Source organism: Pyrodictium occultum, from assembly GCF_001462395.1.
Lineage (GTDB): Archaea > Thermoproteota > Thermoprotei_A > Sulfolobales > Pyrodictiaceae > Pyrodictium > Pyrodictium occultum.
Window position 1 is genome coordinate 569,534 of record NZ_LNTB01000001.1, and the last position, 14,371, is coordinate 583,904.

A 14,371-nucleotide genomic window follows, 5' to 3' on the forward strand; every position below is an offset into this window, starting at 1 on the left:
GCAGGCGGTCCTACCGGTGCCCCGCGTCTTGGCTGTGGAGCGTGGCCCCTGCGGCGAGAAGGTTGGTAGAGCTGTAGACGTGGAGGCCAGCGAGGCCTCGGTCGGCGGCGAGAAGCTCCCCGGCGTCTATATACGCTGGCTGGTCTCCGACAAGGATGGCGCGCCGACATTTGCTATGAGGATGTTCACGGCTGAGCCCGGCTCCCACATACCCGGGCATAGCCACCCCTGGGAGCATGAGATATTCGTGCTAAGCGGCTCCATGAGGGTCAGGATAGGCGAGAGAGAGTACGCCGTGGGGCAGGGAGACTTTCTATACATACCGCCCAACGTTCATCACGAGTACTTCGTCGGAGACAAGGGCGTAGTGTTCCTCTGCATGATACCCCTCAAGCCTAGCGTAGGCGAGGACTACAATCCCTGCAAGAAGGGTTAGCGAGTAAGAGACTTGAAGCCCCCGGGAGCCGGAGGGCTCCGAGGGTGGGCTGGGGCCGTGCCCCGTGTACCGGTGAAGCTAGTATCCTGGGAGGAGGTAGTCGAGTGGAGCCGTGGCCTGGCCAGGGTGATTAAGCAGTCCGGCTATAAGCCCACAGTAGTCATAGCTGTGGCGCGCGGCGGCTATGTGCCGGCACGGCTCCTCTGCGACTTCCTCGGCGTCGAGAACCTCCTCAGCATCCAGAGCCAGCACTGGACGGAGGCTGCCAAGGCATCCGAGAAGGCTGTGCTAAAGTTCCCGTACAGGGTCGACCTCCGCGGCCACCGGGCCCTACTCGTGGACGACATCGTGGACACTGGCGAGACCCTTATACTGGCCCGCGACTACGTGGCCAGGGAGTGGGGCCCCGAAGAGCTTAGGATAGCGACGCTCCAGTGGATAAGCTCGGTAGCTAAGCTGAAGCCAGACTTCTACTACATGGAGGTCAAGGACTGGGTGTGGTTCCAGTACCCGTGGACAAGGCTGGAGGATGTGACCCAGTTTATACGCAGAATGCTCCAGGAGCACAGCAGAGAGACGGGCCAGAGGGAGTGGAGCTATGAGGAGATAAAGAGGCTGTTCAAGGAGTGGTACGGTATAGAGGTGGAGGAGTTCTACTATCAGGATGCGCTAGAGATGCTGGTCGAGTCCGGGCTGCTGGAGAAAACAGGTGACCGTTACCGCCTACGCACCTAGGCCTAAGGACCAGGGCGTTCACGTCCTCGCAGGTGGTGATGTGACCAGCTATCGCGGAGCCCCGCACCCGGCAGTGAAGAATTTGGCCTTTGCTGAGCCCGGGACTCTGCATGTCTCCTCCCCGCTCCTGGCTTCATGCACCGCCTCCCGGGGTGGAGCCCGTGGCCTCTCTCCCCGCCCGGTTCAGCTACGCTTCCGGCTCCCTTGAGGCCGCGAGGATTAGACGCTACGAGACGCTAGACCTAGCCAAGCGGCTGGCGGTGATACGTCCCGATGCGATCCGGCTTATCAACTATCCCCGCAGGAACCCATTCTCAGTGTTCAACGCCTCCGCCCATATTGAGGGCAAGGAGCTTAAGCTATACATGCGCATAATAGTTGGCTACTACCGCTACGTCTCCGCCATAGCTCTGGGCAGGCTCATAGTCAGCCAGGTTCTCGCCGGAGAGCTTCCCACCGTGATCGATGCGAAGATAATTATCAACCCGTCGAACCGCTACGATGTATGGGGCACAGAGGACCCCAGGGTCTACGAGATAGGCGGGCGCCTCTACATGACCTTCAGTGGCCGCACGATAGACTACTTCAAATCCGACAAGCCTCATGGGCTGCCCTCAACCCTCCCCGTCACAGCCGTCTCCGAGGACGGCGGCTACACCTGGAGTAAGCGCTACGTCCACATAACCGGGGATATACCGTGGAGCCTGCTGAGGAGCGACAAGGACGCCTTCATGTACGGCGAGGAGCGCCCGGAGATACTCTTCCACCGCCCACATGTAGGGGATGGGGGCTTCGTGGCGGTTGCCAGCAGGGTGGAGGAGGGCGATGATGCCGGCAGCGGCCTCCGCTGGATGGTGGCCAGGAAGCCTACCGTGCTGCTCACACCCGCCCCATTCGAGTACAAGGTTGGCTGGTCTACGCCTCCCATCCGTGTCGGCAGGGATCTCCTCCTCCTCGCGCACGGCGTGGATATGGACGGCTTCTACCGGGTGTTCGCCCTGCTGCTCGAGTATAGCAGGAGCGAGGGATTCATAGTCAAGGCTATCACCCCCAGGTATATTATGGAGCCGCGTGAGACCTACGAAGTCTACGGGGATAGGCCCTACGTAGTCTTCCCATGCGGCGCCGTGCCCATAGGCCGCTCAGAGATACTCATAAGCTATGGCGCCGCCGACAGCTTCGTCGGCCTAGCGGTCACCGAGATAGACGGCATTCTCTCCGAGCTGGACCGGGGCCGCATATACTAGGCGGCTCCCCCTCGACCTCCAGCCCCGCCATCCGCGTGGCCCGCACGAAATCCCTCGGGGAGAGTGGGAGCCAGCTGGCTAGCTCCTCGTAGAGGCTCCAGGGTACCTTCCGCCTCCTTCCCCGGCTCCAGCGGCTAAGCTCCACGTAGGCCCGGAGCCTGGCATCCCTCGGGCTCATAACCCTCCTGATAGCCTCCTCCACGTCGCCGCAGGTCTCGTACCTCGCGCGGAGCACTATCTCCGCTACGGAGTTGAGCCTCGAGGGGACGCCGTGAACGCTGCCGCGCAGGGCAAGCCTGCGGGGCTCAGCGAGGCCCTGAAGCCTGAGCCTCCTCGTCTCACCGGGCCTCGGCACCCGGTCAACGATGCCGCCCAGTATGAAGGCGTCGGCCTCGAGCACGTCGCGGGCATCGAGGTCGCGGTCGGCGCCGGGGTCGAGGAGGATAATCCGCCTGGCCCCCCGCAGCGAGGCAGCCTCGTCCGAGGCCAGCGGAGAGTAGTCCACCAGAGCCCTCCCCATGAAGAGGCGGAGCCACTCATAGGCGCCGGGAGGCGCCCCTGCAACCAGGAGGTGGCGGTCCCAGAGGAACCTCCGGACCACGCCAAGCACTGCCCCAACCTGGCGCCGGAGACTACTCAGCTCCGAAAGGGAGACGTGGCGGTGGAGGAGGCTCAGGTCGAGCACTATAAGGGGGAGCGTGCGCTCCGGCAGCCTCACGAGCAGCTCCATCCTCCAGTCGGCCGAGGGTGTGTATACAGCGTCAGCCCTCTCCCCGCCTCTGCCCGCGAGGTAGCGGAACACTCTGCCGCAGTACTCCTCCCGAAACACCTCCACGCCAGACCAGCCAACAGCCTCGCGGAAGCCCCCGCCCCAGACCAGGACGCGGAGAAGTAGCTCCTGGAACGGATTCTCCCTCACCCTCGACCGGTCAAGGTGGATGAGGCTGCCGAGCCTATACCATCCCCTCTCCTCGAGCATGTCGAGAAGCCGGTACCGGGGCAGCTCCCGGAACCGTCTCTCCCTGCACCGCTCCGGGTCAGATACCGTGAGGCACGTCATAGCCCTGCAGCCACGGCTCGGCATGGGGGTGAGAGGAGGCTCATCAGCCCGGGGCGTGCACGCCGCCCAGCCGGCAGGTAATAAGGCGTGGGACCTGGCCACGCATCTTCAGCGCTAACCATATAAACAGTGGTATTACTTAATCCTCTAGCGTTCAGGCCCGGCGTGGGATCCCGGGGATCCCGCATTGGTTCTCGACAAGCTGAAGAAGGGTATGGATGCGATAGTGCGCGGAGCGAAGATCCTAGGCACAGAGGTCCAGGCGAGCATCGCCTACAAGTTGAAGGCCGACGAGCTCAAACGGGTCCTGCTGAGCAGGTTCAAGGCAAGGCAGCTGGACGAGATAGGTGTCAGGGAGGGCATCAGCCTCAAAAGGTATAGGTCCAAGCAGGAGAAGGTGAGAGCCCTCGCCGAGAGACTCTCCCTCAAGAAGGTGGTAGAGTACGCTAGGAGGTACAAGGTCAAGTACAAGGACGTGGTTGAAGAGCTTGACAGGTTCAAGGCCCAGCTTGAGAGCAAGAAGCAGCTCGCAAGAATCAGCGAGGGAATAGAGAACATAGTCAATACCCTGAAGGAGTTCAGGCCGGAGCCCGTGCGCGGCGAGGAGGACCTGGAGAAGCAGCTATACCAGTACCTCCGCGCCCGCCTCACCAGGGTCCCGGTCAGGAGGCAGGTCAGGGTAGGCCGCTACAGGATAGACATGCAGGTCGGCCCCTGCGGTGTGGAGCTCAAGGTGCCCAGGTCGTCCACGCAGCTTCAGAGGCTCATAGGCCAGGTCAGGGACTATCTCAGGCACTTCGAGTGCGTGGCAGCCGTTATCCTGGATGCGGGGCTGGTTAGGGACCTCGCCAGCTACGTTGGGAGGCTGAGAGAGATGGGCGTAGTACCCATAGTGGTTGAGGGAAGGCTGAAGGGCTAGGGGAAAAGAGCCCCCTGGAGGCCCATATCCCTGGCGGCTGGGGGATGGAGAGGGCTAGATATGCTGAAGGAGCCGGTGATGATGGTTTCTGGTGCCGACCCCTCCCTCCCAGGCCATGGGGGCGGCTAGCCGGCGATTATGTAGACGCTGCCGGTGAGGCTCCTCAGCAGGTCTATAATGGAGAGCAGCGCCAGGTAGCTCGTTCTCGGGTTCCGGGGGCTCGGTACGTTCTCCACCACAATGTGGAGCCTGGAGACCTTGGACTCGGCCTCCACCTCGTGGATGTTCCTATCCACAGTAGGGTCTGCAACTATCTCGACCAGTGGCTCCCTGCCCGCGGCTAGAGCCAGGGCTGCAGCAATGTTCACATTCGCGGGGAAGAGCTTCACAGCCTCGCTGGCTGGCCCCCGGTAGATTAGCCTCGGCTCCCGGAGCCCCTCGAGATCCACCCCCCGGGCCCCCGGGGCTCCTGCGAGGGCCCTGGGCGGCTTCCTCGTGCGGAGAACAAGCCTGTCAACCCCCACTAGGCTCATCGACTTCAGGGCGTCTAGCCCCGCTACCGCGCCGGAGGGCACGTGTATCCTGGCTCCAGTAGCCTCCGCCGCTCCCCGGAGCCTCTCCCTCGTCTCGCTGTCTAGGAGGGCCCCTACGCTCAGCACCACTAGGTCTATGCCCCTCTTCAGTATCTGCTCTCCGTACTGCCTTACAGCCTCCTGGCTTGCAGCCTCCACAACTAGGTCCGGCCTCTGACCCAGTAGCTGCCCGAGGCTCTCCGCTATCAGGGGCCTCTCCCTCTCGAGCCCCGAGGCGAGCCTCCTGCAGCGCCCAGGCTCTATGTCGTAGAGGGCTACGAGCCTGGCCCTCACCACGCCCTTATCCACGGCCCTGGCTATCTCGGTGCCTATGTTGCCGCAGCCTATCACTGCCACCCTCTTCACGGCCTAGCACCTCCACCACCTCCAGGCTTAGATCCACCGGCCGCGCCTTCATCGTTATATAGCTCGTGCTCACCACGTCGGGCCCTGCACGAGCGTACTCGGCGATATTCTCTGGGGTGATCCCGCCGCTAACCTCCACGAGCACGCGGCCCCGGAGCCCCTCCTCCTCGAGCCTGCGTATCGCCTCCGCCACCTCCCTGGGCGACATGTTGTCAAGCATTACCACGTCGGCTCCCGCCTTGGCAGCCCTCACAGCGTCTTCCACGGTCTCCACCTCGACTTCTACCCGGTGGATGAAGCTAGCCCTCTCCCGGGCCCTCCTCACGGCCTCCGCCACGTCCCCCAGCACGGCTAGATGGTTATCCTTGATCAGCACGGCGTCGCTGAGGCTGAGCCGGTGCGTATCCCCGCCCCCGGCAGCCACGGCCCTCTTGGCCAGGTAGCGCAGCCCTGGCGGGATCTTCCTGGTTGCAGCCACCCGGACATGGGGGTTAACGCGCCTAGCCTTCTCCACTAGCTCCCTGGTGGCAGTGGCTACGCCGAACAGGTAGCTTAGCAGGTTGAGGAGAGTCCTCTCTACCAGGAGCACCCTGCGGGCCTCGCCCCTCACCTCCAGGACCAGGTCCCCGGGCTCCACGGTCTCGCCGCTCCTCTTCAGCGGCCTCGCCTCCAGGCCCAGCCTCTCCAGCACCCTTGCCACATCCTCTACGCAGGCGGCTACCCCCCTCTCGTTGGCCCTAACCACGGCCCTTACCTCGAGCCCCGGGGGTATGAGCAACTCGCTTGCCAGGTCGCCGTGGGGCGCGTCCTCCCTCAGCCACTCGAGGAACAACTGCTCGAGGAGATACTCGGACATGGCCAGGGCCTACCTCACCAGCTCGAGGGACCTCTCCAGCACCTCCCTAACCCTTCCAGCTATACTCTCGTCAACTCTCACCACGGGCTTCATGTTCTCCAGGGCATGGGCTATATTCTGGAGCGTTATCTTCTTCATGTCTATGCAGACAGCCCCGGGGTTCACCGGGTAGACCCGCTTGCCTGGGTAGAGCCGCCTAGCACGGTGAACGAGCCCCTCCTCGGTTCCAAGGAGGAACTCGTCGCCCCCAAGCTCGCCTATCGCCCGGAGCATCTGGCTAGTACTACCCACGAAGTCGGCTAGCCTCCTCGCGGCCGGCGGCGCCTCCGGGTGGACAAGCAGCTTAGCCCCAGGGTGCTCCTCCAGCGCCCTCCTCACATAGTACTCGTTCACAAGGTACTCGTGGACCGGGCAGTGGCCGCCCACGGGGACCGGTATTACCCTCTTCCCGGCGACCTCCGCCACATAGGAGGCGAGGTTGCGGTCGGGCGCGAAGAGGACCTCCTCTTCCTCGAGCCTGGAGACCAGCCTGGCCGCGGAGGCACTAGTCACTATGTAGTCCGCATAGTACTTTGCCTCGGCGTAGGAGTTCACATAGACTACAAGCGGCCTGCCGGGGTACTTCTCCCGGTACCTCTTGATGACATCCACGCTGAGGAAGGATGCTAGGGGGCAACCCGCCTCGGGGCTTGGATGTAGCACGGCCTTGTCCGGGTTGAGTATCGCAGCCGTCTCAGCCATGAACCGGACGCCAGCCATGACTATCACGTCGGCGCTGGCCTCCATAGCCTTCCTAGCGAGCTCCAGGCTATCCCCCACATAGTCTGCTATGTCCTGCACCTCCGGCAGCTGGTAGTTGTGGGCGAGTATCACAGCGTTCCTACGCCTCTTCAGCTCCTCTATCCTCTCAACAAGGCTGTCAAGATAGCCCATTTTCTACACCTGGCTGAAACCCCAGCCCTAGATAGAGCCGCTATAGCCTTATCCCCGCCCTCAACAACTCAGCCCCGGCCCGGGCCCCCGGCACTCCTCACTCCTCCTCCTCAGCCTCTTCCAGCTCCTCTAGCGCGTCGAGCACAGCCTCCCGGGCCTCCAGCTTTGCGGCGATCCCCGCCCCCCGGAGAGCCGTGTAGGCCTCGTGAGCCACCATTGCAACCTCGTCCAGCACATCCTCCAGAACGGACCTAGGGTCAGCCACGCTATCGACCAGCTCCCTCACGTAGTCGCGGAGCCCCCGGTACCCGACCCTAACCAGCACCCCCTGGCCAGTCGGCCTAGCCTCCACATAGAAAGGCGCCTCCGGATGCAGCATCCAGACCGAGCCGCCCTCTACACTGATGCTGTAGCCACGCCTCCTAGCCAGGGGCTCGAGTATCCTCCTGATCTCCTCGGTAGAGGCCACGACACCCAGCCCCGTGGCTAGGAGGAGGAGCGGCGCCCCCTATTGAGGCTCCACCTGAGGGCGAGGAGGACGTGGTAGGGGACACCAGTGGCTGAGAGGCGTGGAGCCGGGGCCGGGATTCGAACCCGGGATCAACGGGTGTCCGCGATGGGCGGTAGCCGTGCCCGGGCCACTGCAGCCCGCCGCCTTTGACCGCTCGGCCACCCCGGCGTCCATTCATATTGGCTGCCGGGTCCCGGATTTATTAAAGCATCGGGCTAGGAGCTGCTCAAGGGGGAGGCTTGCGGGTTTCTTGCCCACTGCAGGCGCGTGTGGCTCCTGCGGGATGACTGGCTCAGGCGGAGCTGAGGGTGGTGATGAGTTCAGCCTTGACTGACCGCAGCCTCGTAGTCATTGCTGGGGCCGGCCCCGCGGGCCTCTTGACAGCTGCTAGGCTGAGGCACGTGGACGCGCTGGTTCTCGAGGCTTCCGGGAGGCCTGGCTGGCCGCCTCACTGCACCGGCCTGGTGAGCCCCTCGACCGCGGAGAGGTTTGGCGCCCCCGAGGCGGTTACCGAGAGCTACCGGGAGGCCGTGTTTCTAGACGACGGGTTACGCGAAGTGTGCCGGGTAGAGGGCTCTCCCCTGGCGGTCCGGTTCTCGCGGCCACTGCTCGAGGAGGTCCTGGCCTCCAGGGTGGAGGCGCTGGGCCACCGGATAGCCTACCACTCCAGGGTTGTGGGCGTGGGCCCGAATGGCTGTGCTCGGCTGGCCGGCGGGGGCAGGGTCTGCGGCGGCTGGGTGGTGGCCGCGGTGGGCGCCAAGCCAGGGTTCTCCAGGCTCTTCGGTGCAGGGCGCTGCGGCTACATCCCCGGCTTCGAGGTACGCGCCCGCCTCGCGCTGCGCCTCGGGGAGGACGCTTTCTACACTGTTCACGGGCGTCGTACTGCCCCCAAGTTCTTCGCCTGGGTGGTGCCCGTCGCTGGGGGCCGGGAGGCTGTCATAGGGGTTGCCGACGAGAGGCCCGTAGAGAGGCTCCAGGCTCTACTCCCCAGGCTCGCGAGGATAGGAGTCCAGGCCTCCTCTATCATCAGCCATAGGGCGGGGAGGATAGTGCTGGGCCCGCCCGCCGAGACCCCGTTGGCGGGCCGCGCCGCCGGTATAGGGGATGTGCTCTGCGCCTCCAAGCCCTTCACGGGGGGCGGGCTCTACGCGGTCTCCCTGCTCGCTGAGCCTCTCGCCGAGGCCCTCGAGGGCCGTGGCGCCGGGAGGCTTCTCGCGGAGTGGGCCCGGCTCCGGAGGGAGCTGGAGGCGCAGCGCATTCTCACCAGGGCGGCCCGGGTCCTCCAGCCCCTCTGGCGCATGGCTCTCGCGACGGCCTGCCACGCGGCGGCCCGGGGCCGCTGCAGCATAGACTATGATGTTCATACCAGCCTGGCGCGGTGCCTGGCCCCCTGGGGGAGGAGTGGTGGCTAAGAGGAAGCTGCTGAGGGAGATAGCAGAGGAGGTCTACGGGCCCGAGAAGGCTGCCAGGTTCTGGAAGAGGATAGACATCATAGGCGATATAGCTGTTATACGCAAGCCCTTCGATGTAGACGTTGAGGAGCTGAAGCCTCTGGCCGAGGCCCTCCTCCGCAGGCTCCCCTATGTTAAGAGCATCTGGGCAGCCTCCAGCCCGGTGGAGGGCGAGTATAGGCTGCGGAGCTACACCCACCTGGCCGGCGAGAAGAGGAGCTGGACCCTCTACCGTGAGCACGGCTGCGTCTTCAAGATAGACATAACACGGGTCTACATATCGCCCCGCCTCTCCTACGAGCACCAGAGGATAGCGCGGCTCGTCAAGCCCGGCGAGACTGTGATAAACATGTATGCCGGCGCCGGCCTCTTCTCCATAATAATGGCGAGGCACTCCAAGCCGGCCAGGGTCTACAGTATAGACATAAACCTGGACGCCTACCGGATGATGGTGGAGAACGTGAAGCTCAACAGGGTAGAGGGTATAGTGGTACCCATCCTGGGCGACGCCGCCAGGATTGTGGAGGAGAGGCTACGGGGCGTTGCCGACCGCGTGCTAATGCCCCTCCCCGAGCTGGCCCTCCAGCACCTCCCCCACGCGCTCCACGGCCTCCGGGGAAGCGGCTGGATCCACGTCTACCTCCACGTCTTCGCGGGGAAGGGGGAAGACCCGAAGAGGAAGGCCGTGGACCTGCTATCCAGCAGGCTCGAGGAGCTCGGGGCCCGGTACCGGGTTGAGCATGCCAGGGTGGTGCGCACAGTGGGGCCCAGGAAGAGCCAGGTAGTGGTAGACGTTTACGTCGAGGCCTAGCGGGGAGGAATCTCGGCCACCTTCTTAGCGGTGAACTCCAGTACAGCGTGGACCTCGTCCTGCGCATCCCTGGGCACCCCTGTCACAATAACGCTGGAGACCCGGCCCTCCTCGTCCCTATCCACGGTGTATTCCAGCCCCTCGTACTCGGAGGCGAGCCTCTCAAGAGCATTCAGCATGTACCTCACGTAGGGGTGGCGCTCCGGCACGGGCCTCGCAAACATGAGCCTCATAGTATCCCTCGAGGCTGTAAGCCTCGCGACAACCAGGCCATCCTTCGACCGGAACTCCCTACCCCGGCCCCCCGCCCTCCCGCGGGCGCCGGCCAGGCCGGAGCACTCATCTAGTATGGCGAGCAGCTGCTGGTATAGCTGCAGCCTCGACTCCAGCTCGGCTATCTCACGCTCTAGGGCCTCTCTTATCTCCTCGAGCCTAGGCTTATCTGACACCCCGGGGGACCTCCGCTTACCCCGGCGGGTAGCGCTCCCATCCTACTGGGACACTTAGTACACTTAGTATAGATATGGATAAGGGGTCCGTGGGGAGGCATAAAGAGCTGAACGCCTCATGCCCGTCCGCGGGGCAAGAATGTGTCCAACGGGGAGAGAGGCTTGATGGAGAGGAGGGCTACCCGTCTAAGAGTGCTCCCGGCCGCAGTGGTGCTCCTCATGCTTCTCGCCAGCGCCTATGCGCAGCCAGCTTCCCCGGACTATAGGGTCAGGGTCAGGCTGGGCCTTCTGGCGGTGGACGGCGCGACCGGGAAGGGGATAGTGGTGAACGCGTGGCTAACCATAAGCTCGCCCGGCAGCGGCACTGTTACCGTTGAGCCCGGCGACCTTGTGGATAAGAGCACGACCCTGTCGACGGAGGTTGCATACTATCTTGCCAGCATTATTGACGGGGTAAACCCCCGGCTCTATGATGTGGACGTAGAGTTTGAGACCAATACGCCCGTTAGCGGCCCCAGCGCTAGTGGCTTCATAGCGGCATCCTCGCTCCTCGCCCTTCGTGGGCTGGTCCCGGACCCCAACACTACTATGACTGGTATGGTTTCCCTCACGGGCCTCGTGCTTCCGGTGGCGGGCGTGGCTGACAAGGTCACGGCAGCCAAGGACTATGGCTATGCGAGAGTGCTGCTCCCTGTCACGGAGATCAGCAGGGTGCCGGGCGGCATTGGGGTGGTAGGCGTCTGCAGCATAGAGGATGCGGCCTCCCAGCTCTCTAGGGGCTTCCTCTCCGCGCCCGGCGGCGCCGGCAGGACTGTACTGTTCCCCTCTATACGAGGGGAGGAGAGGCTTTTCAGCAGCTATGCCCAGGAGTTTATTGAGAAGGCTGTGAAGCTTCTAGGTGACGTGGAGGACCCGCAGGCCCGTATGGTGGCGGAGAAGCTTATCACCGGCGCTAGGAGGGCTCTCGAGAAGAGCCCCTACAGCGCTGCCAGCATGGCTTTCATGGCCCTATACGTGCTCTCCAAGGACGTGGCGGAGCATAAAGGCTTCAACTACCTTGAAAAGGCGATCGGCATAAGCCTTGACGAAGCAATAGCGGATGCCAATAGGAGCGTAGCCGAGCACAGCAGCAGGTTCACGAATAGGAGCCTCTGCGGCCTCTGGGGCTATGAGGCCCTCGCCTCCGCCTCAGCCCGGCTCTACCTGGCGCAGCATGCAGCCAGCTCGGAGAAGCCCGATGTGAGGGCTCTCGCCCTCCTCCGCGCCCTCTCGGCCAAGTCCTGGGCGGAGCTGGCCGACCCCAGCCTGGGCCCCCTGGTGCCCTGCAGCCTGCTAGCCAGGTCCGCGGAGTTTATGGTGAATTACATGCAGCTCTCATACGACTATTTGAAGAGCGTGGTAGGCAGGGTAGGCTTCAACATACCGATGCCCGACACCAGGTCCGTCGAGGCCTGGATCCGCGACGCCCGCCAGAGCCTCAGGCAGGGCAACTACCCCTTAGCGCTAGGCCTAGCGGTGTACGTCGTCTCCATGCTGGAGGACACGCTGGTAGCCAGCTCCGGGCTGCCAGCCCACTGCGTGGAGAGGCACGTAGAGTTCCTGCGGGGCATCAGCATGTCTAGGGATGCCAGCCTGCCGGCGGCACTGCTCCTCAGCTACGCGGAGGAGTACGGCGGCTACGTCGCCAACGCCACTAACGATACATTCGTGAAGGTGAGCCTGGAGTCGGACTCCGCGGTGTGGCTAATACACACGCTGGTCCTGAAGGCCCTCACCGCTGAAGGCCGGCAGGCCGTCAGCCCGGCGCCGGTGCAGGTTGACTGGAGCAGCTACAGCCTAGCGGGCATTGCAGCCGAGGCGGTGGTGCTGGCGGTGGTGGGCTACGGGCTAGCCGCGGTCTCTCGCCGCGCCGCCGCTGAGAAAGTCTAGCAGCGTCGACTGCCCGCCCCTCTCCTTGCCCCGTCTCTCCCTCCTCTCCTCCGACTTGATCTCGGCCACAATCCTGGCTATGGGGCCCCGGAAGTCCTCCTCCAGCTTCTTCCGGAGCGGGGGCTTGTAGAGCGCGGCAGCGGGGTGGTAGGTGACGGCTATAGCCAGGTCCACCCCGGCTATCCTCCCCCGGTACACCTTGCCGTGCTGGGAGCCCATGCTGTGCCAAGGGTGCCCTGCCAGCTCCAGCAGCCTCCTGGCCGCGTGGCGGCCCACGGCTATCACGAGGCGGGGTCTTATGAGCTGGATCTGCCGGAGTAGGTAGGGGAGGCACGCCTCCACCTCGTCCTCCCTGGGGTCGCGGTTGCCGGGGGGCCTACACTTCACCACATTAGTTATATAGACTTCCTTCCTCTCGAGCCCGGCTAGCTCCAGGAGCTTGTTCAGAAGCTGGCCCGCGGCCCCGACGAAGGGCCTACCTTGGAGGTCCTCGTTCCTCCCTGGCGCCTCCCCCACCACCATTACCTTGGCGTCGAGGGGCCCCTCCCCTGGCACCGGGTTACGGCGCGTCCGGTGGAGCCTGCACCTGGTGCACGTCTTGATCTCATCAACCAGCTTTCGGTATTCCCTCTCAACGTCCTGCCCCGTCATAGCGGGCTATCCCTGCTGCTCTGCCCCCTCCACTGCCTCAAGGGAAACTCTTAGAGAATTCCGGCACGCCTCTGCACCAGGTAACCCGGCTGCACGGCTTCCTGGAGGGAGTGTGGCCACGGCATGGAGAGGATTAGCGCATCTGCGCCGGTCGTAAACAATAAGATGTACCATATAAGCCTCGGCCCCGGTGATATACCGCCCTACATCCTGCTCCCCGGCGACCCGGGCCGTATAGATGCTATAATGAGGACGTGGGACGAGGCAGAGGAGGTAGCCTTCCACCGGGAGTACCGTAGCGCCCGTGGAGTCTACCGCGGCGCCCGGATAGGCGCTCTAAGCACGGGGATAGGGGGAGCCTCCACCGCGATAGCTGTAGAGGAGCTCGCTAGAATAGGTGTCCATACGCTTATAAGAGTGGGCACTATGGGCGCTATACAGCCCGATATCAAGGTGGGCGATCTAGTCATAGGATTCGGGGCGGTCCGCTACGAGTGCGCCAGCAGCGAGTATGCTCCCCCCGAGTACCCTGCAGCGGCCAGCCCCGAGGTGGTAATGGCCCTGGTGGAGGCTGCTGAGAGGCTCGGTGCCAGGTACCACCTAGGCATAGTGGCGTCCACGGCCACGTTCCACCTTGGGCAGAGTAGGCCTGGCTATCGGGACTACACGTGGAGCGGCAGCCGCGCCAGAATGGAGAATCTGAGGCGTATGGGCGTGCTGGGCTTCGAGATGGAGGCTGCCACGATATTCACGCTGTCCAATATCTACCGGCTCCGCTCCGGCTGCGTCTGCGCGGTGATAGCTAACAGGGTGACCGATGAATTCATACCGGAGGCCGGGGTCAGGGAGGCCATAATGGTTGCTAACGAGGCTGTGCGCATCCTCCAGGAGGCTGACAAGTCCAGGCCCACGCTGCGCCACACACTGAGCAGCCTAGCTGTGGCCCTGGAGAAGCTCTACGGCAAGCTCCCGGGCAGCACCCCTCCCCGCGGCCCCTAGGGCTGCGGCGGCCGAGGCGTGGAGAGCCAACGCGAGCACCGGGACTAGGAGGGGTGAATGCCCATAGAGAACCCCTGCAGCGTACACCGTGGCTACCGAGGCTACGCTAGTAGCCATGTTTAGCCTTCCCGCCTCCACCCCGACGTTTCTCGTGTACATGAGCAGCTTGTTCGCAGCGGCAACGAACCCGCTGAACGCGAAGGCGTCAGCGACAGCTACCGCGATAACCACCGGGAGCCAGCTGCTAGGGCGAAGGAGGACAGCAACCAGGGAGAGGGAGGCCATGAAGCCGGCCTCGGATAGGAACATGGCCCTGCGGACCCCTAGCCGGTCCACCAACGCCCCCCGTAAAGTAGCCCAGTAGAAGCCACGCGGCGGCGGTAGAAGCCATGTAGAGGCCCGGCGCCTCCTGCGGCAGCCCCAGCCCCAGGAACACCGCGCCCATG

The 14,371-nt window shown here is 64.0% G+C and carries 16 protein-coding genes and 1 tRNA gene; 8 read left to right on the forward strand and 9 right to left on the reverse strand.

Annotated elements, in window-relative coordinates; translation table 11 throughout:
• Positions 1 to 34 precede the first annotated feature (34 nt).
• The 3 genes from CF15_RS03145 to CF15_RS03155 all read left to right on the forward strand — a co-directional run bounded on the left by CF15_RS03145 (position 35) and on the right by CF15_RS03155 (position 2,418).
• Positions 35 to 436: a cupin domain-containing protein gene (locus CF15_RS03145; protein ID WP_236698193.1), complete on the forward strand. Its 402-nt coding sequence runs from the start codon at positions 35 to 37 to the stop codon at positions 434 to 436.
• 57 nt (positions 437 to 493) lie between these two features.
• Positions 494 to 1,171: a phosphoribosyltransferase gene (locus tag CF15_RS03150; protein WP_058370491.1), complete on the forward strand. Its 678-nt coding sequence runs from the start codon at positions 494 to 496 to the stop codon at positions 1,169 to 1,171.
• Positions 1,172 to 1,332: 161 nt separating this feature from the next.
• Positions 1,333 to 2,418: a glycoside hydrolase family 130 protein gene (locus CF15_RS03155; RefSeq protein ID WP_058370492.1), complete on the forward strand. Its 1,086-nt coding sequence runs from the start codon at positions 1,333 to 1,335 to the stop codon at positions 2,416 to 2,418.
• On the opposite strand, the gene CF15_RS03160 is transcribed toward CF15_RS03155, so the two are convergent.
• Complete coding sequence (locus CF15_RS03160; protein WP_070807876.1) at positions 2,366 to 3,478, reverse strand: hypothetical protein; 1,113 nt, start codon at positions 3,476 to 3,478, stop codon at positions 2,366 to 2,368. The two genes, CF15_RS03155 and CF15_RS03160, sit on opposite strands and share 53 nt — an antisense overlap.
• 187 nt (positions 3,479 to 3,665) lie before the next feature.
• Here CF15_RS03160 and CF15_RS03165 point away from each other — a divergent pair, with 187 nt between their 5' ends.
• Entirely contained in the window at positions 3,666 to 4,397 is a 732-nt protein-coding gene (locus CF15_RS03165) for a hypothetical protein (RefSeq protein WP_058370494.1), read from the forward strand.
• Positions 4,398 to 4,522: 125 nt separating this feature from the next.
• Here the strand turns inward: CF15_RS03165 and CF15_RS03170 are convergent, their stop codons facing one another.
• The 5 genes from CF15_RS03170 to CF15_RS03190 all read right to left on the reverse strand — a co-directional run bounded on the left by CF15_RS03170 (position 4,523) and on the right by CF15_RS03190 (position 7,803).
• Positions 4,523 to 5,335 carry an aspartate dehydrogenase gene (locus CF15_RS03170; RefSeq protein ID WP_058370495.1) on the reverse strand — a complete coding sequence of 271 codons (813 nt, stop codon included), beginning with the start codon at positions 5,333 to 5,335 and terminating at the stop codon, positions 4,523 to 4,525.
• On the reverse strand, positions 5,271 to 6,191 hold the full coding sequence (gene nadC, locus CF15_RS03175; RefSeq protein WP_058370496.1) for a carboxylating nicotinate-nucleotide diphosphorylase: 921 nt from the start codon (positions 6,189 to 6,191) through the stop codon (positions 5,271 to 5,273). Before nadC ends, CF15_RS03170 begins: the two co-directional genes overlap by 65 nt.
• Positions 6,192 to 6,200: 9 nt before the next feature.
• A complete protein-coding gene (gene nadA / locus CF15_RS03180) occupies positions 6,201 to 7,124 on the reverse strand; it encodes a quinolinate synthase NadA (protein WP_058370497.1) in 924 nt (307 codons plus the stop codon).
• Positions 7,125 to 7,221: 97 nt separating this feature from the next.
• Complete coding sequence (locus CF15_RS03185; RefSeq protein ID WP_058370498.1) at positions 7,222 to 7,593, reverse strand: hypothetical protein; 372 nt, start codon at positions 7,591 to 7,593, stop codon at positions 7,222 to 7,224.
• A gap of 101 nt (positions 7,594 to 7,694) precedes the next feature.
• Positions 7,695 to 7,803 (reverse strand) — tRNA-Gly (locus tag CF15_RS03190).
• Positions 7,804 to 7,961: 158 nt separating this feature from the next.
• Here CF15_RS03190 and CF15_RS03195 point away from each other — a divergent pair.
• Both CF15_RS03195 and CF15_RS03200 read left to right on the forward strand, forming a co-directional pair.
• The gene (locus tag CF15_RS03195; RefSeq protein ID WP_058370499.1) at positions 7,962 to 9,047 is read left to right on the forward strand and encodes an NAD(P)/FAD-dependent oxidoreductase; all 1,086 of its coding nucleotides are present in this window, start codon (positions 7,962 to 7,964) and stop codon (positions 9,045 to 9,047) included.
• Positions 9,040 to 9,897: a class I SAM-dependent methyltransferase gene (locus CF15_RS03200; protein ID WP_058371362.1), complete on the forward strand. Its 858-nt coding sequence runs from the start codon at positions 9,040 to 9,042 to the stop codon at positions 9,895 to 9,897. The genes CF15_RS03195 and CF15_RS03200 overlap by 8 nt, the downstream gene beginning before the upstream one ends.
• On the opposite strand, the gene CF15_RS03205 is transcribed toward CF15_RS03200, so the two are convergent.
• Positions 9,894 to 10,346 carry a hypothetical protein gene (locus CF15_RS03205; RefSeq protein WP_058370500.1) on the reverse strand — a complete coding sequence of 151 codons (453 nt, stop codon included), beginning with the start codon at positions 10,344 to 10,346 and terminating at the stop codon, positions 9,894 to 9,896. The two genes, CF15_RS03200 and CF15_RS03205, sit on opposite strands and share 4 nt — an antisense overlap.
• Positions 10,347 to 10,511: 165 nt before the next feature.
• Between CF15_RS03205 and CF15_RS03210 the strand changes: the two genes are divergently transcribed.
• Complete coding sequence (locus CF15_RS03210) at positions 10,512 to 12,275, forward strand: S16 family serine protease (protein ID WP_168371236.1); 1,764 nt, start codon at positions 10,512 to 10,514, stop codon at positions 12,273 to 12,275.
• Here the strand turns inward: CF15_RS03210 and udg are convergent.
• Positions 12,234 to 12,926 carry a type-4 uracil-DNA glycosylase gene (gene udg, locus CF15_RS03215; protein WP_058370502.1) on the reverse strand — a complete coding sequence of 231 codons (693 nt, stop codon included), beginning with the start codon at positions 12,924 to 12,926 and terminating at the stop codon, positions 12,234 to 12,236. The two genes, CF15_RS03210 and udg, sit on opposite strands and share 42 nt — an antisense overlap.
• A gap of 123 nt (positions 12,927 to 13,049) precedes the next feature.
• Between udg and udp the strand changes: the two genes are divergently transcribed.
• On the forward strand, positions 13,050 to 13,925 hold the full coding sequence (gene udp / locus CF15_RS03220; protein ID WP_058370503.1) for a uridine phosphorylase: 876 nt from the start codon (positions 13,050 to 13,052) through the stop codon (positions 13,923 to 13,925).
• Here udp and CF15_RS03225 read toward each other — a convergent pair.
• Entirely contained in the window at positions 13,860 to 14,264 is a 405-nt protein-coding gene (locus CF15_RS03225) for a hypothetical protein (protein WP_058370504.1), read from the reverse strand. The two genes, udp and CF15_RS03225, sit on opposite strands and share 66 nt — an antisense overlap.
• Positions 14,265 to 14,371 lie beyond the last annotated feature (107 nt).